Below are 20060 nucleotides of genomic sequence, written 5' to 3' on the forward strand. Positions count from 1 at the left end.
TTACTGCCCTGCCTTAAGGGACCATTCGGGTCCGTCGGGAGTATCGGTTACTTCGATACCCGCCTTGATGAGGCGATCGCGGACCTCGTCCGCCACCGCCCAGTTCTTTTCCGTACGTGCCTGCTGCCGACGATCGAGATCGGCCCGCACCAACACGTCCAAAGCTTCCATTGCCGTCTCGGTGTCGCCACCGGACTGCGTCCAATGCTCGTCGAGTGGGTCGACGCCCAGGATCGCGAGCATGGCCCGCACCTGGCCGGCAGCCACCCGAGCCGCGTCGAGATCACCGGCAGCGAGCGCGGAATTACCCTCGCTCGCCTTGCCGTGAATCTCGGCCAACGCGATCGGCACCGACAAGTCGTTGTCGAGAGCCGCCGCGAAACCTTCGGTCCACGTACCGAGTTCGACGCCGCCCGCACGCTTGTGTGTGCGCAGGACGAACGACTCGAGCCCCTGGTAGGACTTCGCACTTTCGTCCAACGCCTCGTCCGAGTACTCGAGATTGGAACGGTAGTGCGCACTACCGAGGTAGTACCGAAGTTCTTGCGGACGAACCTTCTTGAGCACGTTCGGCACCGAGAGAACGTTGCCCAACGACTTGGACATCTTCTCGCCACTCATCGTGACCCAGCCGTTGTGCAACCAGTACTGAGCGAAATCGTCACCGGCGCACTTGGCCTGCGCAATTTCGTTCTCGTGGTGCGGAAAGACGAGATCGCGTCCACCACAATGGATGTCGAATGCCGCCCCGAGATAGAACTCCGCCATGGCCGAGCACTCGAGGTGCCAGCCAGGACGGCCGGGTCCCCACGGTGTCGGCCACGAGGGCTCACCGGGCTTGACGGCCTTCCAGAGGGTGAAGTCGCGAGGATCACGCTTTCCCTCGGCAGCGCTCTCGCCCTGATGAACGTCGTCGAGTTTGTGGCCGGACAGTGCGCCGTACTCGGGGTAGCTCTGCACGTCGAAGTAGACGTCACCACCCGCCGCGTACGCGTGGCCGTTCTCGATCAGACGTTCCATCATCTCGACCATCTGCGTCACGTGGCCGGTGGCCCGTGGCTCGATGGACGGTGGCAGCACACCCAGTTGGTCGTAGGCCCACGTGAACGACCGCTCGAACGTCGCCGCCCACTCCCACCAAGGTCGACCGGCGCCGGCGGCCTTGTTGAGAATCTTGTCGTCGATGTCCGTCACGTTGCGCACGAAGGCAACGTCGTTGCCGTGCGCCAACAGCCAGCGACGCAGCACGTCGAAAGCGACGCCGCTGCGTACGTGTCCGATGTGAGGATCACCCTGAACTGTCGCCCCACACAGGTACACCGATGCATGTCCGGGGGCCAACGGAACAAAATCCCGAAGGGCCCGCGTACCGGTGTCGTATAGGCGCAGGGTCACGACCAGCGATCTTACCTGTCGTGTTCGGTTGTCATGACCAACGCGGTGGCCATGGCGGCGATCCCCTCGCCTCGACCGGTCAAGCCGAGGCCGTCCGTGGTGGTCGCGGACACCGAAACAGGCGCGCCCAGTATCTCGGAAAGCACCTTCTGCGCCTCGTCGCGACGCGGCCCGATCTTCGGACGGTTGCCGATGACCTGCACCGCGGCGTTGCCGACGGCGAACTGGTTCTCTTCGAGCAGTCGGCGAACCTCGGCAAGCATTCGAGCGCCGCTCACGCCGTCCCATTCGGGCCTGCCGGTGCCGAAAACCGAACCGAGGTCACCGAGGCCCGCCGCAGAGAGCAACGCGTCACACAGCGCGTGGACGGCGACATCGCCGTCCGAATGGCCCGAGCACCCGTCTGCTTCCTCGAACAGCAACCCGGCCATCCAGCAAGGACGACCGACCTCGATGGGATGAACATCCGTGCCGAGACCGACGCGCATCTAATTTCCGTCCTGTGAATCCGCACTCAACGCTGTCTCCGAGCTCAGGAGCGCCCGTGCAAGGACCAGGTCGAGCGGAGTGGTGATCTTGAAGGCGAGAGCGTCGCCGGGAATCGTCTGCACCGAAACACCGAGACGCTCGACCAGAGCGGCGTCGTCGGTCGCGGCGACGTCACCGGCGTCGTACGCACTGCGCAGGACGTCGGTGGAGAATCCTTGGGGAGTTTGAACCGCACGCAACTCCGAACGCAGAGGCGTACCGGTGACTGCGCCGAGTACGTCGACCGACTTGATCGTGTCGGTAACCGGAAGTACCGGGATGACAGCGGAGCTGCCGGCTCGGAGAGTTCCGACGACGCGCGCGATCAACGCCGGCGGTGTCAATGCCCGTGCGGCATCGTGCACGAGTACAAAATCTGCGTCGCCGGCAGCGCTGAGGCCGGCTCGAACCGAATCGGTTCTTTCGGCACCACCGCCGACGACGTCGACGTCCGCTGCACGACCGAGGTCGGCTACGACGGATTCGACCAGTTCAGGCGGCACAATGACAACAACGCGGTCGATCGCTCCGGATTTCCGGAGTCCATCGACCGCGCGTGCAAGCATGGTGCACCCACCGAGTTCGACAAATGCCTTGGGCAATTTCTCGCCCAATCGCACTCCCCGACCTGCGGCAGGTACCAGGGCTACTACTGCCACTGTCAGCTTTGTTGTGTTGCAGTCAGGACGCGGCCGCGAGGACCTCGTCGAGAATGGTCTCTGCCTTCTCGGTGTCAGTGCCCTCGGCGAGCGCGAGCTCTCCGACGAGAATCTGACGAGCCTTGGCGAGCATGCGCTTCTCACCAGCGGAAAGTCCGCGGTCCTGCTCACGACGCCACAGGTCACGAACAACTTCTGCAACCTTGTTCACGTCACCTGAGGCAAGCTTCTCGAGATTTGCCTTGTATCGACGAGACCAGTTGGTGGGCTCTTCGGTGTGCGGTGCTCGCAGAACCTGGAAAACCTTGTCGAGGCCTTCTTGGCCGACCACGTCACGAACTCCGACGTACTCTGCGTTGTCTGCAGGAACCCGTACTGTGAGATCGCCTTGAGCGACCTTCAGAACCAGGTACTCCTTCTGCTCACCCTTGATGGTGCGGGTTTCGATAGCTTCGATCAGCGCCGCACCGTGATGGGGGTATACGACGGTGTCTCCGACCTTGAAAATCATGTGTCCCGTGCCCCTTTCGATTCCACTAGTTTAACACGTGAAAGAACCGACCACTCATCAACTGTGCAGGTCAGGGGCATCCTTGCTCGAGCGTAGGGGTTGACAGGGCTTGTTGTACGTGCATTCAACTGGTCTGGAGCACCCCTGCGTAACGGACTGAAAGCCCACGCAGACAACCGTTGTGGCGACCCGACGGCCAGCCCGCGGGACCTTATCTACTACTCTGCCTAGTGGAGTGCGAACCTGACGCCGTGGAGGACAAATCGTGACTGCTATCCGTAAGCCGACTCGTCGAGTCGCTACCGCCATTGCACTGGCTGCAGGCGCAGCCATCGCGCTGTCCGCTTGCGGTTCCGGACAGGTGAGCCAGACCGCCGTCCAGCAGGCCGCCGTGAACGGCAACAGCGCCGACCTCGGTGAGATCGCACTGCGCAACGTGCACATCGCTTATCCCTCGTCCGAGGAGTACAGCATCGAGCCGGGCGGCAACGCCGTGCTCGCGTTCACCGTCGTGAACGACAGCGCCGAGACCACGGACAAGCTCGTCAGCATCACCACCGATTACGCAGCACGCGTCATCGCAGGTGAAGAGGTAGGTGGCTTGACGATCAAGCCGCAGACGTCGCTGCAGGCCGGTCAGTTGCCCGCAGGCGAAGGCGCCGCGACCGAGGCCGAGACCCAGATCAAGAACAACGAAGAGAACGACGACGCACCCGCTGCGCTCTCTCTCGTCGTTCTGCAGGACATCAAGGCAGGCGTTCGCCCCGGCTTGACCGTCCCGATCACCTTCAAGTTCGAGAAGGCCGGATCGGTCACCGTCGACGTACCTGTCGACGCAGGCCCGCAGCTCGAGCGCAACGAGTCGGACAAGTCGCCCGACGTTGCAGAAGCTGGGCACTGAGCCTCGAATTATCAAGGCGCACAATGCGCCTCGCAGAACAACTTCAAAATCACACTAGAGGCGGGGTCCATGTCGGACCCCGCCTCTAGTCTGTCCCGGTGGCCAAAGTGAAATCGAACTACCGCTGCTCCGAATGCCAGTCGGTAGTGCCCAAGTGGGTCGGTAGATGTCCGGACTGCGATTCGTGGGGCTCGATGACCGAGGTCGCCGTAGTGGCACCCGTCGCCAGTCGCGCCGGCGCCTCACTCGCCAAAGCAGGATCAAGCGCCGTGCTGCCTACGACGCCGGCCACGCCGCTGACACAGATCGACAGCACCTCGACGCAGGCCAAACCCACGGGGATCGGTGAGTTGGACCGTGTACTCGGCGGTGGCGTCGTACCTGGTTCGGTGGTTCTGCTCGCCGGAGAACCCGGTGTCGGAAAATCCACGCTACTTCTCGAGGTCGTCTACCGCTGGGCGATGCGCAGCGCGGATGATCGAGCCTTGTACGTCACGGGCGAGGAGTCCGCCGGTCAGGTTCGACTTCGGGCAGATCGCACCAACTCTGTCCACGAACGGATGTATCTCGCGGCAGAATCCGATCTCGCGACCATTCTCGGCCACATCGAGCAGGTCAAGCCGACCCTGGTCATCGTCGACTCGGTACAGACGATGCTTGCTGCCGACGTCGACGGAGTCGTCGGCGGCGTGACTCAGGTCAAGGCCGTCACCAGCGCCCTGACCTCACTGGCCAAGGCCAGTGGAATCCCGGTGCTTCTGATCGGCCACGTCACCAAGGACGGCGCCGTCGCCGGTCCGCGCTCGCTCGAGCATCTCGTGGACGTGGTTCTGCACTTCGAAGGTGACAAGCACTCCACCCTGCGCATGGTCCGCGGCGTGAAGAACAGATTCGGTGCGGCCGACGAGGTCGGATGCTTCGAGCTGAGCGAGCAGGGCATCAACGAGATCAGCGATCCGTCCGGCCTGTTCCTGCATCACCGTGAAGAAGCTGTGGAAGGCACTGCCGTCACCGTGATGATGGACGGTAAGCGACCTCTACTCGGTGAAGTTCAGGCGCTCGTCGCCGCCACGCCGCTACCGACACCTCGCCGAGCCGTCAGCGGGCTCGACACCGCCCGTGTGGCCATGGTTCTGGCCGTGTTGGAACGCCGCGTCGGAGTGTCGATCTCGAAGGCCGACGTCTACGCCGCGACCGTCGGCGGTATGCGGATGACCGAGCCGGGTGCCGATCTGGCTCTCGCCATTGCGGTCGCTTCCGCCGTGAAAGCCAAACCCGTCCCCAAGGGGCTCGTCATCCTCGGCGAGGTCGGACTCGCCGGGGAGGTTCGACGGGTTGCCGGGGTGAACCGACGGCTGATCGAAGCTGCCCGACTGGGATTCACCAGCGCCATCGTGCCGGTCGATTCCGGCCCGAACATTCCCGGCATGCGCGTCAACGAAGTAGCGAATCTGGCCGAGGCACTGGCCTACGCCGGATTGATGGGCGGCAAACAAGCCCCGTCTCGCCCCAAGCTCACGCCGGTGAAGTGATCGTCCCTCGGCCGACTACCTCGTCAGACCGACGAGGTGCCGAACGGGGACGTCGGTTCGCCGTCCACGAACTCCTTGGTCTTGGCGAAGTGTTCCGAGGTGATGGTCAGGAACAGTCCGCGGGAGGTTCCCACCACCGTGTCCGGATCCGCTGTCGGACCTTCGACGATCACCGCTTCTGCACTGGTGTAGACCTTGCGGCGTACAACGCCGTCGATGCGAGCCCGGAATTCGAGCACCGATCCCAACGGGATCGGCCGGGCGAAGTCGATCTCGAGGTGCCCGGTCACCACCGGCGAGCCGAGAGCCATACATGCCATACCTTGAGCCTCGTCGAATGCCGTCGACAGAATGCCGCCGTGAATGACACCTGGACCGCCCTGATACTTCTTGGCGACCTCCAGACGACCGGTCACTTCCAGTCCGTTACCAGCCCTGAAACTCATCGCCATTCCCGCAGGCTGGTCGTCGCCGCAGCCGAAGCATTTCGACCAGTGCTGAGGCAGCTTCTCGCCGGCGGCCGGAAAGAATTCGACCGGCTCCGGGACAGTCAGGTCATCAGGCAGGGTCCAGGTACTACTCATGGATAGGTAATCTAAACGGGGATCCGTCCGGCGCAGGCATCGGACCCGACCGAAGTGACATCGACCTCAGCAGGGAGTTTCTCAATGATCAGTGCGATGGCGGACACACAGTCGTCGTCGGCATTGCGAGAGACCATCGCCAGGTTGGCGCCGGGTACCGCTTTGCGAGACGGGCTCGAACGAATTCTGCGCGGCCGTACCGGCGCGCTGATCGTCCTCGGATACGACGAGGAAATGGAAGCGCTGTGTGACGGCGGATTCAACCTCGACGTGGAGTTCGCACCGACCCGATTGCGTGAGCTGTCGAAGATGGACGGCGCGGTTGTCCTCTCGACGGACGGCACACGCATCGTGCGTGCCAACGTCCAGCTGGTTCCCGATCACAAGATTCCCACCGTCGAATCCGGCACGAGGCACCGCGCTGCCGAGCGCACGGCAATTCAGACCGGCTATCCCGTGGTCTCGGTCAGTCAGTCGATGTCGATCGTCAGTGTGTACGTCGGCGGCATCCGGCACGTCATCGACGGCTCGGCCACCATACTTTCGCGCGCCAACCAGGCCGTCGCGACGCTCGAACGATACAAAGCGCGACTCGACGAAGTGACACGGCAACTGTCGGTCGTCGAGATCGAGGATTTCGTGACTCTGCGCGACGCGTTGACCGTCGTACAGCGCCTCGAAATGGTTCGCCGCGTGTCGATCGAAATCGAACAGGATGTCCTCGAACTCGGCACCGACGGTCGCCAGTTGGCACTGCAGCTCGAAGAACTGGTCGGCGACAACGACATTGCACGTCAACTCATCGTTCGGGACTATCTTGCCGGTCCCGAACCCATCGGCACCGCGGCGATGGACAACGTCCTCGTCGCACTCGATCGCGTCACCGACGCCGATCTACTCGATCTCACGACTCTTGCGCGTGTTCTCGGTTATCCGGGCACGATCGAAGCCCTCGACACTCCGATGACTCCTCGCGGATATCGCGTGCTGATGCGTGTACCTCGATTGCAGTTCCATCAGATCCACCGGTTGGTCGGATCCTTCGGCACTCTCCAGTCGCTGCTGGCCGCTACGGCTGCCGATCTGCAGTCGGTCGAGGGCATCGGCGGGCTGTGGGCTCGTCACATCCGTGAGGGACTTTCCCGGCTCGCGGAGACGTCGATCACCGGATCCTTCAACTAGCGGGCCTGTTCGGGCTTGCCCGCGCTCATGCGATGTTGAACGGCTCCGGGGAGCTTCGCAGTGCACCGAGCTGCCCGACAACCGTGTAAGCGCCTGCGCCCACCGGATTGCGCTCGGGGTTCTGCGCGGTCGCGCACTCGGGGGTCGACGTCGTGGCCGACCAGGCGACCTTGAACGCAGCTTGCTCGCCGGGCGCGAGATTGCGTACGTCGGCTGCGGGCTGTGGGTAGCAGTCGACGTTGGACCACAACCGGGTCTTGCCGTCGATGCTGTAGACGAGCACCTGCTGAAGGCCGCCCGCCAGATCTCGATCACAGGGTGCCGAACCGATGTTGGTGATGACGATCGTGAACGACGGCTCTTCGCCGGGAGCGAAGGTCGCCTTGTCTGCGGTGGCCTTGACTGCCAGCGACGAGTCGGCGCACTGACCGGCCGGGACCGGAGCCCCGGTGGTCGACGAAGAGGAAGAAGACGAAGACGATCCCGAAGCCTGCGTGCCCGAGCCACCTGATCCACCGGCAGCGCCGCCACCCGAGCCACCGCCACCGTCCGGCGCGTTGGAGCCGGAAGGGTTGGGGGTGAAGGAGACGTCCGTCGTCAGCGAGGAACTCGCAGCGGCCGAATCGGCCTCCGGGGTATCACTTCCACCGCCGAAGAGGGCGGATGCCGCCCAGATGATCAACGCCAGTGCAATGACGGCGGCACCAATGGCCAGCGCCCGGCGACGCCAGTAGATCTCGGGGGGCAGTGGTCCATTAGGTTCCAACACGGACTCAACGGTAGTTGGCGCAGGGTCCACTAACCGTCAGCTGAGGCGGCGTGTCGGTACCCATTGTCTGCTGCCAGGTACCACTGCCCCGGAAGATCTAACCCTCGACGGTCTCGACGCTCTCGCCGATGTCGCCGACCGCGCCCTGAACTCGCATGTGACCGTCGGACAACGTGTACGTGACGCCGACGATCGCGCACGCACCCTTGTCCACCTTGTCGGCGATGATCCGCGACCTCTGCATGATCAGCGAGCCGGTCTCCACGACGTGACGGCCTTCGAGTTCGTCCACGGTGGACAAGCCCTCGTTGCGGCCCATCAGGATGGACGGAGCAACACGCTCGACCACACTGCGGATGAATCCGTCGGGAACTGCGCCCTCGTCCAGGGCGTCGAGCGTTGCCTTCACGGCACCGCAACCGTCGTGCCCGAGGACGACGATGAGCGGCACGTTGAGCACGTGAACCGCGTACTCGATGGAACCGAGCACCGAATCGTCGAGCACGTGACCTGCAGTGCGCACGACGAACATGTCGCCGAGACCCTGGTCGAAGATGATCTCGGCGGCTACGCGCGAATCACCGCAACCGAACAGCACCGCTGTGGGGTGCTGCCCATCGACGAGTTTCGCGCGGTCCGCGATTCCCTGGCTGGGGTGAATGGACGCGTCGTTGACAAATCGCTCGTTGCCTTCGCGAAGGGACTTCCAAGCGGAAATGGGGCTTGATCGTGGCATTCACTCATTGTGCACCCGCCGCATTTCGGGCTCTCGCCGGGAAGGTTGCGTGGACGCAAACGAAAGTTCCGCGTCGACATTCACGCCCGGTGATGAAGTGGCCGAAATGGAACTTACTTCAGAGTCAGTTTCCTGATACCGTCTCCGAACGTGACCTGGAGCACTTCGAGCTCCCGAGTGTGATCGAAGAAACCCGACCAGAACGATTCGGCCGGAGAGGGGGATGGCGTGAGCACCGAAGCTACGACGACCGGGAATGGAACAACCGGGGAAACAACTGCTGTCTCCCCCGCCAAGACGAACATGTTCTCGAACCTGCTCTCCGAGATCGGACTGCTCTTCACCTTCACCGTTCGCGTGTGCGTTGCGGCGTTCACATCTCTTCGACACAAGCGCCTCGCCTGGCGTGAGGCGCTCGACCAGATGTGGTTTCTCGCCCACGTCACCTCGGTCGCGTCCGCTCTGGTGATGATTCCCCTCGGTGTCGGGGTAGCACTGCAGATCGGTGCGCTCGCAGATCAAATCGGCGCGGGTGCGTACAGCGGTGCCGTCGTCGCGTTCCTCATCATCGGACAGGCCGGCCCCCTGGTGTGCGCCCTGATCATCGCCGGTGTCGGCGGTTCCGCAATCTGCGCAGATTTGGGAGCGCGAACGATACGCGAGGAAATCGATGCACTCGAAGTGCTCGGTCTACCCGTGCTCGAACGCCTGGTCGTACCCCGGATGATCGCCATTGCCGTCGTCTGCCTCCTACTGAACTCGATAGTTCTCGTAATCGGTTTGGGCGCAAGCCTCTTCGTTCACGTCCTGATACTCGACGGCAACGCACAGAGTTTCCTGCGCAATCTCGTTCAATTCAGTCAACCCAGCGACTTCGTCGTCTCCGGCATCAAAGCCGTTGCCTTTGCTCTCATCTCGGGAATCGTGGCCTGCTACAAGGGCCTGACCGTCAAGCGCGGAGCTCAAGGCGTCGGCGACGCAGTCAACGAGACCGTCGTGCTCTCGTTTGTCCTCGTGTTTGTCGCCAACCTCGCAATTACTCAGTTCTACCCACTGTTCGTCTCGGTGAAAGGTGCCTATTGATGCACCTGCCCATCGCAATTCGTGCCAAGCGGGTCAGTTCGCGGACCGTCGACGGCCTGAGTCGACTCGGCGATCAGTTCACGTTCCACGCGCGTGTCGTCACCTCGATTCCCGCAACCCTCAAGCGCTATTGGCGTGAAGTCGCCCGTCTCGTCGCCCAGGTGGCATTCGGTTCGGGCACCCTGCTCGCCGGAGGCGGCAGCGTCGTCGTGATCTTCGCGATCTCGTTCTTCGCCGGTTCCCAGATCGGACTCGAGGGCTACCGCGGACTCAACCTCGTCGGCCTCGCACCGCTGTCCGGCGTGATGTCCGCCATCGCGAATACTCGCGAGGTGGCACCACTCGTTGCCGCAATCACCCTGGCAGCCAAGGTCGGAACCGGATTCACCGCGCAGCTCGGAGCGATGCGGATCTCCGAGGAAATCGACGCGCTCGAAGTCATGGCGATTCCCTCGATGCGGTACCTGGTCACCACCCGAATGATCGCGGCGCTCATCGCGGTGGTCCCGCTGTACCTGGTCGGCCTGTTTGCTTCGTACATGGCAACGGCGCTTGCGGTGATCCGGGTCAAAGGCCAGTCGGAGGGAACGTACGGCTACTACTTCAGTCTTTTCCTCTCTCCCAACGACATCTGGTTGTCCTTGATAAAAGTCATGGTGTTCGCGGTCGTCGTGACCCTCGTGCACTGCTACTACGGTTACACCGCGACGGGTGGACCCGAAGGCGTCGGACGAGCCGCCGGACGAGCGTTGCGCACCAGCATCGTCTTCCTTGCATTCACCGACGTCGCGATGACCATTGCGCTGTGGGGACTCAAACCTCACGTACCCGGGCTGACCGGATGATCGTCACGAATTGCAGCCGAATCACCCTGGCACTGCGGGGTTTACTCGCCGTGGTCATCCTGATCCTCGCCTACGTCTTCTTGTTCAGCAGAGGTACGGACTCCACCGGTTCCACACCGCAGGTCAGTGCTGTCGTCCCCGCCAGTGCCGGTGCGCTGCGAGTCGGATCCTCGGTACAGTACCGCGGCGTCGTCGTCGGCGCTGTGGCCGAGATCGAGCCGGGCACCACCGCTTCGACTGTCTCACTCGCGATCGACGAGGGAGCGTTCGAGGACATACCGTCGACAAGTCAGGTGCGACTGATGCCCCGCAACATCTTCGGTGACTTCTTCGTAGACTTGATTCAACCTGACGGACTCTCGCGTGGTCCTGCTCTCGTGCCGGGTACCGAATTGGTATCCGATCAGTCCGAAGTCGCGGTCCAGCTCTACCAATCGATCTCACGGATCTACTCGCTCGTTTCTTCCCTCGACCCCGCCGACATCAACGTCGCACTCACGGCAGTCTCGGACGCGTTGAGCGGCAAGGGAAACCAGATCGGCGAATCGCTCGATTCAGTCCACCAAGCGTTGGTCGGTGCGCAGCCCGTCATCGACGGACTCGGTGACGACCTCGACGACATAGCCACCCTCGCCGACAGTCTCTCGACGAGTGCGCCGGACATGCTCGCCGCATTCGAGAACTCCATCACCACATCCAAGACCGTCGTCGAGAAATCCGACGGGTTGGCGGGGCTTCTGCGTGCCGGCACCAGCACGGGAGCTGCTGCCACGAGTCTGATCGGTGACAATCGCGACCGCATGATCACCTTGGTCGACGACGCCGATTCCCTGACCGGCGCAATCACTTCGCGGCCGGACCACATCACCACCTTCTACAACGGCCTGCGCAATCTCACGATAAAGCTCCCGCCCGCGTTGGCGCATGGTCCGTGGCTCAGCACCGATCTACGGCTGTCCGTCACAGATCTGTATCCGTACGGAAAGACCGACTGCCCACAGTACGACGGAACCCGCGGACCCAACTGTCCTGCCGCCGCGACCGCGTTCGGCGGAACCGTCGGCCCGGTCGGCAGCCCTGCCGAACAGTCCCGGATCTCGGCTCTCACCCAGGGCGGTACAGCTTTGGACACTCTCGTGGCGGGGCCGGTATTTCGCGGCACGACGGTGGTGGGCGGATGAGCGTGAAGAAATCTCTGATCAGGTTCGGACTGTTTGCTGCACTGTCGATTCTCGCCACCGTGGTTGTGGTGAGCACCCTGATCAACCCAGTCTCCGGGTCGAGTTCGCAGTACCGGGCCGTCTTCGTCAATGCCTCCGGCCTGGTCACCGGCAGCGATGTTCAGATCGCCGGGGTGCGAGTAGGGCGCGTCGACAGCGTCGAGCTGGTGAACAACCAAGCCGTCGTCGGCTTCGAACTCGAATCTGCACAACGTATTCCGTCCGACGGTCGCGCTGTGGTGAGGTACGCAGACCTGTTGGGAGCGCGAACAATTTCGATCGAACCCGGACAGGCCGAACGCGCAACAGGCAACTACCTCTCCCCCGGGGCCACAATTCCCGTGGAACAGACTCAGCCGGCGATCGACCTCACCGACATCCTCGGCGGATTCCGTCCCCTGTTCGACGCACTTGACCCCGCAGAAGTCAACGAGCTTGCCGCACAGGTCGTCCAGGTATTCCAAGGACAAGGTTCCACCATCGAAAGCCTGCTGGAGCGCACTGTTGCCGTCACCGAGAACTTGACGTCCCGGGACGCGATCTTGGACCAACTACTGAACAACCTCGACCGGGTCCTTACCGTGACCACGACGAATCGACCCAACTTCGTCGAGATGATCAACACGCTCGACACACTGGTCGGCGGTTTGGCACAGGACCGCCAACAGATCTCGGCCGCAGTGGATTCCGCAGGCGCACTGACTTCTTCACTTCAGGACTTGGTGACGGGCGTGGAACCGGACTTGGCTGGCGCGCTGACTTCGATCGATCAGTCGGCTCGCGTCGTCGTCGACAATCGTGAGTCGCTGGCGACAGGTATCACCGCTTTCGATCAACTGTTCACCCAGTTGGGGATCGCGATGAGCTACGGAAGCTGGGCGAACATCTACATCTGCAACTTCCGGCTCAGCGCGCTGGACCAATCGGTGACCCTCGGCGGCCCCGAGCGTTCGGCGGTGTGCCGATGAACTGGCTCACCGTCAAGAACCCGGTCCGCAACGGAATCATCTGCATCCTCGTCGGAGTCGGTGTGGTTCTGGCCGCACTCGTTGTCCCTCAACTGATCTTGAAGGTCAAGACCAACGAGTACCACGCCGTCTTTACCAACGCCACCGGGTTGACGCAGGACGATCCGGTCAACGTCGCGGGAGTCCCGAGCGGGGTGGTCACCTCGTTGGCGGTCAGCGGCAACTCGGTTGAAGTCACCTTCCGACTCGACGACGGCGTCACTCTCGGCGAAGACTCCCGTGCGGACATCAAGATCTCGACTCTGCTCGGCCGACGTTCGCTCGACGTCACTCCGAACGGATCGCGCTCGTTACCCGCAGGTTCGACCATCCCCATCGAGAACACGAGCGTTCCGTTCACTCTCGACGATCTCGGTCGAGGAGCACAATCCACGTCGGAAAATCTTGATCTGCAACAACTGCGAAACATGCTGACCGTGGTGTCCGACAACTCACCGGACGATCCCGAACTCATTCGCCGCTCACTCGAGGGAATCGACGCACTCTCCGGAGTAGTCAACGACAACGACGTTGCGCTCCGTTCCCTTCTCATCGGAGCGCAGCAGACGACCGCAACACTGATCGAGCAGAAGGACACTCTGGAAACCCTTCTGGGGAATGCGGATCTGGTGATGTCCACGATCGCCGACCGGCGAGATGTGCTGAATGCGCTTGTACAAGACCTCAATCAGTTGAGCACCACACTTGCCCAGTTCCTGGGCGACAACCAGGCTTTGGTCGACTCGGTCATGGGAGACATCCACGTGGTGACGGGAGTTCTGTCCGAGAACGAACAATCACTGACCACACTGCTCGACAACTTCGCCCCCAGCGTCCGCTACGTCACCAACGCGACCGGTAACGGCAACTGGCTCGACCTCAACTCGCCCTCCACCCTCATCCCGGACAATTGGTTGTGCGTCGTCGGGCTCGTTCAGGGGTGTCGATGACCACGACCGTCAAGAAACTCGCCGTGCTGGCAGCGATTGTGATCTGCGCGATCGGTGCCGTCCTGTTCGTCACGCGTGACGAACACAGACTCACTCTCACCGCCGAATTCACCTCGACCGACGCTATCTTCACCGGGAACACAGTGACGATTCTGGGAGTTCCCAGCGGGAGGGTCGAGAGCGTCACGCCGGAAGGGTCCCGGGTACGAGTGGCGCTGAGCCTGCCATCCGGAACACGTATACCCGCCGACGCGCAGGCCTGGGTCCTGTCTCCCTCGGTCATCAGTGACCGCACGATCGAACTCGGCCCCGGCTACGAGGACGGTGAGTTCCTCATCGACGGCGCGGTGATCCCTCTCGAACGCACTCACTCCCCGCTGACGTGGGACCAACTCACCGCATCGGTGAACGAATTGACGGTGGCGCTCGGCCCTGGCGCCGACGGCGGCGGGATCGGTGACCTCATCGGAGAAGGCGCCCACGCGTTGGACGGCAACGGGCAAGCATTCAACGATGCCGTTCGGTCCATCTCACAGGCCAGTTCGGTACTGGCGGGTGCAAGTCCCGACATCTCCGAACTGGTGAAGAACCTGAACACCCTCGTGCAGTTGATCGCGGACAACCAGACCAAGGTCGACTCCCTGTCGAACTCGGTGACAGTCACCGCCCGCACGTTCAGCGCCCAGCGAGAAGACATCAGCGGGGCGCTCGATTCCCTGACCACGTTGCTCGGACAGGTCTCAGCGCTACTCGCCGAACACGGCGAGGCGGTCACCGCCGATCTGGGTACGCTCGCACAGTTGGCCGGTGCAGTCGCGACCAAACAGGATCAACTGCGCGAGATCATCGAAACGGCACCAACGGGATTCGAGAACGTCGCCAACCTCGTCACCGAAGAAGGCCGAGCCAGAGCACGATTGAACGTCGCCACCGATCTCTCACAGTTCGACACGACGCGAGAACTGTGCGAGAAGATGCCGATACCGCTGTGCACCGGGCCGGGCATCGTCAATCCCATCGAATTTCCTTCGGCAGGCAGCTCCGACCTGGCACGCATCCTCGGTGGGGGCAACTGATGGCGTCGAACAAGTCCGTGGTGAGCGTTGTCGTGGCACTTGTCATCGCGGCGCCATTGACCGGCTGCAGTCTCAACTTCCAGCACCTCCCCCTCGGACGCGGTCTGCCAGGAGAGTCGTACCCGCTGAACATGGAATTCGTCGACGCGTCGTTACTTCCCGTCGGCGGCGAGGTGCGGATCGGCCAGGCAGTGGTCGGCAGAGTCACGTCGATGAGCGCGCAAACCTTTGCAGCCGTGGTACATACCGAAATCGCGTCGGACATCGAACTACCTGTCGGCACCCGCGCCCGGATCGAACTGTCGACCCCGATCGGCGATGCGTTCGTCAACCTCGAAGTTCCGGTCGATCCAGCGGGCCCCATTCTCGAACCAGGTTCCACCATCGAGCGATCGGAGACCGTGCGCGGACCCGATGTCGCACAACTGCTCGGCGCCGTCGGAACTCTGTTGAACGGCAGTGGGTTGGCGCAGGTCAAGAACATCGTCAGTGAGGCTGATCAGATTCTCGACGGCAGGGAGGGGACGATCCGCGATCTGCTTGCACGCCTTGACACTTTTCTCGGAACACTTGACGACCGAAAGGAATCGATCAATTCGGCACTGGATTCACTGAACCGGCTCAGCGCTCTGATCGGAGACGAGAGCGCCACCATCGACGAAGGCTTGCGCACACTCACACCCGCATTGGGCGTGATCGCCGACCAACGACAACCGCTCCTCGATCTACTCGACGAAACCGATCGGCTCAGTACCGCAACCAATTCCGTACTCGACCAGTCGGCCGACCAGATTTCCGAGATCACCGGACGACTGTCACCCATCCTCGACCAGTTCTCGGCAATGGGGCCGACACTGGGTGAGACGATGGCCAACCTGGACAACGCAAGAGTGCTCCTCGAGCGTGCCAGCCCAGGCGATTACGTGAACATCGACCTCGACGTCGATGTCGAGGGCACCGTGACCGGAGTGCTCAACGAGATAATCCCGGGCGCCGCACCGCCACTGCCACCTCTGCCCGCCTCCGATCGGGAACTGCCGATCACGACACCCCTGCAAGGAGGAACGCGATGAAGAACCGAACCGTCTATTTCGAGATCGCCGCCTTTCTCCTCATCGCGGTGGTCAGCACGACGTACGTACTCCGGCAAGTCGGTGCCGGAGATCCGTTCACCGGAACCTTCTCGGTCATCGTCGAATTGGAGAACGCGGCCGGAATCGCTCCCGGTTCGGAAGTGGCCTATCGCGGAGTCACCGTCGGCGACGTCGAGTCGGTGGAGGTGGACTCTGCCCAGGACCTCGTCGTGATGACGTTGAGCATCGCCGCCGACAAACAGATCCCCAACGATTCGCATGTGGCCATCAGCCAGGACACCGCCGTTCCGGTATTGAAAGTTCAGTTGTCCTCGCAGACCGACGGCGGCCCGTATCTGGTTGAAGGTTCCGTTGTTCCGACTGAGCGCACTTCGATCCCGGTCGCGTTGGGAACCGTGATTGCGAATTTCAACGCTGCTGCCGACACCGTCGATCCGGCAGACCTGCGAACCCTCTCGCACGAACTCGGCGAGGGATTGAACGGATTGGGTCCGGATCTGCAGGCGCTCGTCGACAACTTCGACGTGCTCGCGCGCACTGTCCAATCCGATCAACCGCGTGTCAACACACTCGTCGAGAACTCGCGCTCACTGTTCACTGCGAACGAGGAAAATGTTGACGCTCTTCCCGAAGTTGCACTCACACTTCGCCAATTGACAGATCAGGTACGAAACTCCGATCCGCAACTGCGCACACTCCTCGATCGAAGCCCGAGTGTTCTCGACAATCAGATACTGCCTCTCATCGAACAGAGTCGTGAGCCGTTCAGTCTGCTGTTGGCCAATTCTCTCGTCTCCACTCAGATCGTCACTGCACGGATGCCCGCCGTCGATGCCTTGTTGGTGGTGGTGCCCAAAGGATTCGAGAAGTTCGGAAGTATCGTCAAAGACGGACGGGCACAGCTTGATCTGATCACAGCACTCGGACCGGTCTGTATCTACGACACGCCCCGGCGATCGGTACAGGACACCTCACCGACCACGCTCGACAAGAACCAACACTGCGCGGACCAGTCGGGCCGGATCCAGAATCGCGGATCGCAGAACGTCCCCACCGGAACTGGAACGATCGACGGGGTTGCTGAATACGATCCTGCCCTCGGAACGGTCGCAGCCGGTGACGGAACGTCGATTCGTCTGGGCCTCAACGGTGGTCAGAACACCGTTCTCGGTGACAACTCGTTTGCCGCACTACTAGTACAAGGAACGCAATGACCGAGACAACCGAACCCCAGACGCCCACAATCGTCGACAAGCCCAAGCGGCTTCGCAAGCAGACCGTAGCGATCGTTGCCGGCGCCCTGGTCGTGGTCGCGGCGCTCGGATGGGGCGCATTCGCGACCTGGCAGAAATCGGTCGACGAAAACGCGCGTACCAGCGCACTGGACAGCGGACGACAATTCGCCACTGATCTTGCGACGTACAACTTCCAGAACCTCGATCAGAATCTTTCCGTGGTGCGTGACAACTCTGTCGGTGAGTTCGCCGGTCAGTACGCCCAGGTGGCAGCCAACCTGCAGAACATGATCGTGCAGTATCAGGCGACCTCGTCCGCTCAGATCATTTCAGCCGGGCTGGCGAGCAGTGATCGCGACAACGCCGAGGTGCTCGTGTTCCTCGATCAGACGATCACCAATACCAACTCCCCCGATCCGAGGATCGACCGTAACCGCATGCAACTTTCTCTGGTCTGCGAGGACGGCGATTGGAAACTGAGCAACGTGCAGTTGTTGTGACTTCGTCGCGGCGTAGTATCTCCCCGAGCATTATCGAGCGATAGCTAGGGGACCACGTATGGCCACGAAAGATTCGGCGAAGGACGCCACAGCCAGTTGGCGACGGATCGAGCCGCTCGAGCTGACTCCTATCCTGGAAGCCGCCCTCGAAGGATTCTACGACAACGGGTTCCACGGTACTTCGATACGCGAGATCGCACGCCGCGTCGGCGTGACGATCCCCGCCCTCTACTACCACCACCAGAGCAAAGAGGGGATCCTCCTTGCTCTGCTGGAGATTTCGACCAGTGACGTCCTCGCTCGTGCCCACAGCGCGTACTCCGACGGCGGAGACGACCCTCGACAACAGCTCACCAACGTCGTCGAAGCGATCGTGCTTCGTATGACGACCCGCTCTCGGTTGGCAGCCCTCGAGGGGGAAGTGCGCTACCTCAGTCCCGAACACCGACAGCGATATCGTGTCGTACGCAAGGGCGTCGAAGAATTGGTGCTCGGTATAGTCACCGAGGGTTCGGAACGAGGTCTCTTCTCAGTAGCAGACGTGCCCGAGACCACCCGCGCACTTCTCGCGATGTGCCAGTCGATTCCGCGCTGGTATCACGCCGAGGGAGAACTCACCCCGGAAGAGGTAGCTCAGAAGTACGCCGTGATCGCACTGAATACGGTTGGATGCAAACCCGGCCGCAAGCGTGCACGTTGATTCTCATACTGTCCTGTATCGCGCCCGAAGTTCGCGCTTGAGGATCTTGCCCGTAGCACCCAACGGAAGTTCCGTGACTATCTCGATGGACTTGGGGCACTTGTAGCCGGCAAGTCGGCTTCGAACGAAACCTGAAATCGAGTCGGTATCGAGTTGATGCCCTGCAGCAGCAACTACGACGGCTTTGACTGCCTCGCCCCACAGTGGATCCTCCACTCCAATGACGGCAACTTGGGATACTCCCGGATAGTCGGCGATGACCGATTCGACTTCGATGGGATAGACGTTCTCTCCACCCGTGATGATCATGTCCTTCATCCGATCGGTGATGTAGACGTAGCCCTCGCTGTCGACCCGTCCCACGTCGCCGGTATGGAACCACCCGTCGGTATCTATCGCAGCGGCAGTCTCTTCCGGCCGTCGGTAGTAACCTTCGGTCGTTTGCGGAGACCTGACATAGATCTCGCCGGCCTCGCCGACCGCAACTTCCTCGCCTTCCGGTGACATCACCTTCAAGTCCACCCAGGGGTAGGGTTTTCCGACCGAGCGCAGCAGTCCGACCTTCTCGCCGTCCACCGCATGGTCACAAGAATCGAGTTGTGTTACTGCTCCATGCGTTTCGGTCAGCCCGTAGACCTGGAACAGGGGCTTGCGGAACGTCTCGAGAGCTCGCTTCAAGACCCATGGTGTGATCGGCGAGGAACCGTAAGCGATGGATCGGAGAGTTGCGAAATTGCGCTCTCGCGCGCCTGGTACGTCGACCAGCATCCCAATGACGGAAGGCACGAGAAAGGTATTGGTGATACTCATCCCTTCCAGTACTTCCAACAGACCGGCAGGTGTGAATTCTGGGAGAACAACGTTATGGGCGCCATTCGCAAGTCCCACGAGCGCCCAACCCAATCCACCGATGTGGAACAGGGGCATCGCACACAAGCTGACCGAGGATTCGTCGAATCCCCATGGCCCGCCGGTTCGCGTGCATGCCTCCAGGTTCCTGTTGGATGTGAGAACACCTTTGGGTTTTGCCGTCGTTCCGGATGTATACAGTTGCAGTACAACGTCGTCCAGGCTTCCGCGCCATCCCGGATCGACCGAACTTGCGCCTGCCGATCGCGCTTCGTAGTCGAACTCCTCGGAACCGTCGATCTTCACGACACGCAGCTTCGCCCCTTCCGATGCCTGCACCGCCGAGACCACACCCTCGAATTCACTGTGGAAGAACAACACACGAGCGTCCGCGTCGGCGAGCACCTCGGCAACCTCGGCGCCGGACAACCTCCAATTGATCGGGATTGCCACTGCCCCGATCTTCGCTGCCGCAAGTACGATCTCGACGACTTGAGTCGAGCCTCTGTCCACCACGGCCACCCTGGTTCCAGATCTACAACCCAGGTCGAGAAGAACATTGGCCAGCCGACTGGTGCGGAGGTCGAGCTCGGCAAACGTCATCGACCCGTCTCGACCTGTCAACGCGAGGGCGTCTGGTCGTGCAGCAGCGTGGCGTCGAGACTCATCGGCAAGGCGATATTGCGAGCACATCGTGAAAAGCC

At 61.9% G+C, this 20060-nt stretch carries 21 protein-coding genes; 13 read left to right on the forward strand and 8 right to left on the reverse strand.

The annotated features are described in order from the left end of the window. Genes cysS through carD form a run of 4 tightly spaced genes read right to left on the reverse strand, consistent with a single transcriptional unit; the run spans position 1 to position 3093 of the window. Positions 1-1395 (reverse strand): cysteine--tRNA ligase, encoded by a 1395-nt coding sequence (cysS, locus tag ACN50D_RS14010; protein ID WP_003945830.1) that lies wholly within the window; start codon positions 1393-1395, stop codon positions 1-3. A gap of 11 nt (positions 1396-1406) precedes the next feature. Continuing rightward, positions 1407-1883 carry a 2-C-methyl-D-erythritol 2,4-cyclodiphosphate synthase gene (gene ispF, locus ACN50D_RS14015; RefSeq protein WP_003945901.1) on the reverse strand — a complete coding sequence of 159 codons (477 nt, stop codon included), beginning with the start codon at positions 1881-1883 and terminating at the stop codon, positions 1407-1409. Further along, positions 1884-2582 carry a 2-C-methyl-D-erythritol 4-phosphate cytidylyltransferase gene (gene ispD / locus ACN50D_RS14020; RefSeq protein ID WP_039972758.1) on the reverse strand — a complete coding sequence of 233 codons (699 nt, stop codon included), beginning with the start codon at positions 2580-2582 and terminating at the stop codon, positions 1884-1886. A 22-nt stretch (positions 2583-2604) separates the two neighbouring features. After that, positions 2605-3093 (reverse strand): RNA polymerase-binding transcription factor CarD, encoded by a 489-nt coding sequence (carD, locus tag ACN50D_RS14025; protein ID WP_003945666.1) that lies wholly within the window; start codon positions 3091-3093, stop codon positions 2605-2607. Between the two features lie 265 nt (positions 3094-3358). Between carD and ACN50D_RS14030 the strand changes: the two genes are divergently transcribed. Together ACN50D_RS14030 and radA are read left to right on the forward strand one after the other, a co-directional pair. Next, positions 3359-3994: a lipoprotein gene (locus tag ACN50D_RS14030; protein WP_007726888.1), complete on the forward strand. Its 636-nt coding sequence runs from the start codon at positions 3359-3361 to the stop codon at positions 3992-3994. Positions 3995-4092: 98 nt separating this feature from the next. Then, on the forward strand, positions 4093-5526 hold the full coding sequence (radA, locus tag ACN50D_RS14035; protein ID WP_003945739.1) for a DNA repair protein RadA: 1434 nt from the start codon (positions 4093-4095) through the stop codon (positions 5524-5526). 23 nt (positions 5527-5549) lie between these two features. On the opposite strand, the gene ACN50D_RS14040 is transcribed toward radA, so the two are convergent. Then, positions 5550-6110 carry a PaaI family thioesterase gene (locus tag ACN50D_RS14040; protein WP_003945494.1) on the reverse strand — a complete coding sequence of 187 codons (561 nt, stop codon included), beginning with the start codon at positions 6108-6110 and terminating at the stop codon, positions 5550-5552. A 96-nt stretch (positions 6111-6206) separates the two neighbouring features. Between ACN50D_RS14040 and disA the strand changes: the two genes are divergently transcribed. After that, positions 6207-7292, forward strand: coding sequence for a DNA integrity scanning diadenylate cyclase DisA (gene disA, locus ACN50D_RS14045; RefSeq protein ID WP_024487741.1), 1086 nt, complete (start codon positions 6207-6209; stop codon positions 7290-7292). A gap of 25 nt (positions 7293-7317) precedes the next feature. Here disA and ACN50D_RS14050 read toward each other — a convergent pair whose 3' ends face one another. Together ACN50D_RS14050 and ACN50D_RS14055 are read right to left on the reverse strand one after the other, a co-directional pair. Then, the gene (locus ACN50D_RS14050; RefSeq protein WP_007726893.1) at positions 7318-8061 is read right to left on the reverse strand and encodes a DUF4232 domain-containing protein; all 744 of its coding nucleotides are present in this window, start codon (positions 8059-8061) and stop codon (positions 7318-7320) included. Positions 8062-8158: 97 nt separating this feature from the next. Then, positions 8159-8797, reverse strand: coding sequence for a carbonic anhydrase (locus ACN50D_RS14055; RefSeq protein ID WP_003945421.1), 639 nt, complete (start codon positions 8795-8797; stop codon positions 8159-8161). Between the two features lie 228 nt (positions 8798-9025). Here ACN50D_RS14055 and ACN50D_RS14060 point away from each other — a divergent pair, with 228 nt between their 5' ends. From ACN50D_RS14060 to ACN50D_RS14105, 10 genes are read left to right on the forward strand one after another with little or no spacing between them, the layout of a single operon-like run. After that, positions 9026-9880 carry an MlaE family ABC transporter permease gene (locus tag ACN50D_RS14060; RefSeq protein WP_003945667.1) on the forward strand — a complete coding sequence of 285 codons (855 nt, stop codon included), beginning with the start codon at positions 9026-9028 and terminating at the stop codon, positions 9878-9880. After that, positions 9880-10725 (forward strand): MlaE family ABC transporter permease, encoded by an 846-nt coding sequence (locus ACN50D_RS14065; RefSeq protein ID WP_211921421.1) that lies wholly within the window; start codon positions 9880-9882, stop codon positions 10723-10725. Before ACN50D_RS14060 ends, ACN50D_RS14065 begins: the two co-directional genes overlap by 1 nt. After that, complete coding sequence (locus ACN50D_RS14070) at positions 10722-11906, forward strand: MCE family protein (RefSeq protein ID WP_211921419.1); 1185 nt, start codon at positions 10722-10724, stop codon at positions 11904-11906. Before ACN50D_RS14065 ends, ACN50D_RS14070 begins: the two co-directional genes overlap by 4 nt. Beyond that, complete coding sequence (locus tag ACN50D_RS14075; RefSeq protein WP_050656749.1) at positions 11903-12913, forward strand: MCE family protein; 1011 nt, start codon at positions 11903-11905, stop codon at positions 12911-12913. Before ACN50D_RS14070 ends, ACN50D_RS14075 begins: the two co-directional genes overlap by 4 nt. Next, complete coding sequence (locus ACN50D_RS14080; RefSeq protein ID WP_249342964.1) at positions 12910-13902, forward strand: MCE family protein; 993 nt, start codon at positions 12910-12912, stop codon at positions 13900-13902. The genes ACN50D_RS14075 and ACN50D_RS14080 overlap by 4 nt, the downstream gene beginning before the upstream one ends. After that, positions 13899-14978, forward strand: a complete 1080-nt coding sequence (locus ACN50D_RS14085) for an MCE family protein (protein WP_007726908.1) — start codon at positions 13899-13901, stop codon at positions 14976-14978. The genes ACN50D_RS14080 and ACN50D_RS14085 overlap by 4 nt, the downstream gene beginning before the upstream one ends. Then, on the forward strand, positions 14978-16051 hold the full coding sequence (locus ACN50D_RS14090) for an MCE family protein (RefSeq protein WP_211921415.1): 1074 nt from the start codon (positions 14978-14980) through the stop codon (positions 16049-16051). The genes ACN50D_RS14085 and ACN50D_RS14090 overlap by 1 nt, the downstream gene beginning before the upstream one ends. Next, the gene (locus ACN50D_RS14095; protein ID WP_042923604.1) at positions 16048-17286 is read left to right on the forward strand and encodes an MlaD family protein; all 1239 of its coding nucleotides are present in this window, start codon (positions 16048-16050) and stop codon (positions 17284-17286) included. Before ACN50D_RS14090 ends, ACN50D_RS14095 begins: the two co-directional genes overlap by 4 nt. Continuing rightward, positions 17283-17807, forward strand: coding sequence for a hypothetical protein (locus ACN50D_RS14100; protein ID WP_211921413.1), 525 nt, complete (start codon positions 17283-17285; stop codon positions 17805-17807). The genes ACN50D_RS14095 and ACN50D_RS14100 overlap by 4 nt, the downstream gene beginning before the upstream one ends. Positions 17808-17865: 58 nt before the next feature. Then, a complete protein-coding gene (locus ACN50D_RS14105) occupies positions 17866-18507 on the forward strand; it encodes a TetR/AcrR family transcriptional regulator (protein WP_069146941.1) in 642 nt (213 codons plus the stop codon). Between the two features lie 3 nt (positions 18508-18510). Here the strand turns inward: ACN50D_RS14105 and ACN50D_RS14110 are convergent, their stop codons facing one another. After that, positions 18511-20049, reverse strand: a complete 1539-nt coding sequence (locus tag ACN50D_RS14110) for a long-chain-fatty-acid--CoA ligase (protein ID WP_211921411.1) — start codon at positions 20047-20049, stop codon at positions 18511-18513. Positions 20050-20060 lie beyond the last annotated feature (11 nt).

Origin of the sequence: Rhodococcus sp. SB1D (assembly GCF_048573875.1) — a bacterium.
In the GTDB taxonomy this organism is placed as follows: domain Bacteria; phylum Actinomycetota; class Actinomycetes; order Mycobacteriales; family Mycobacteriaceae; genus Rhodococcus_F; species Rhodococcus_F qingshengii.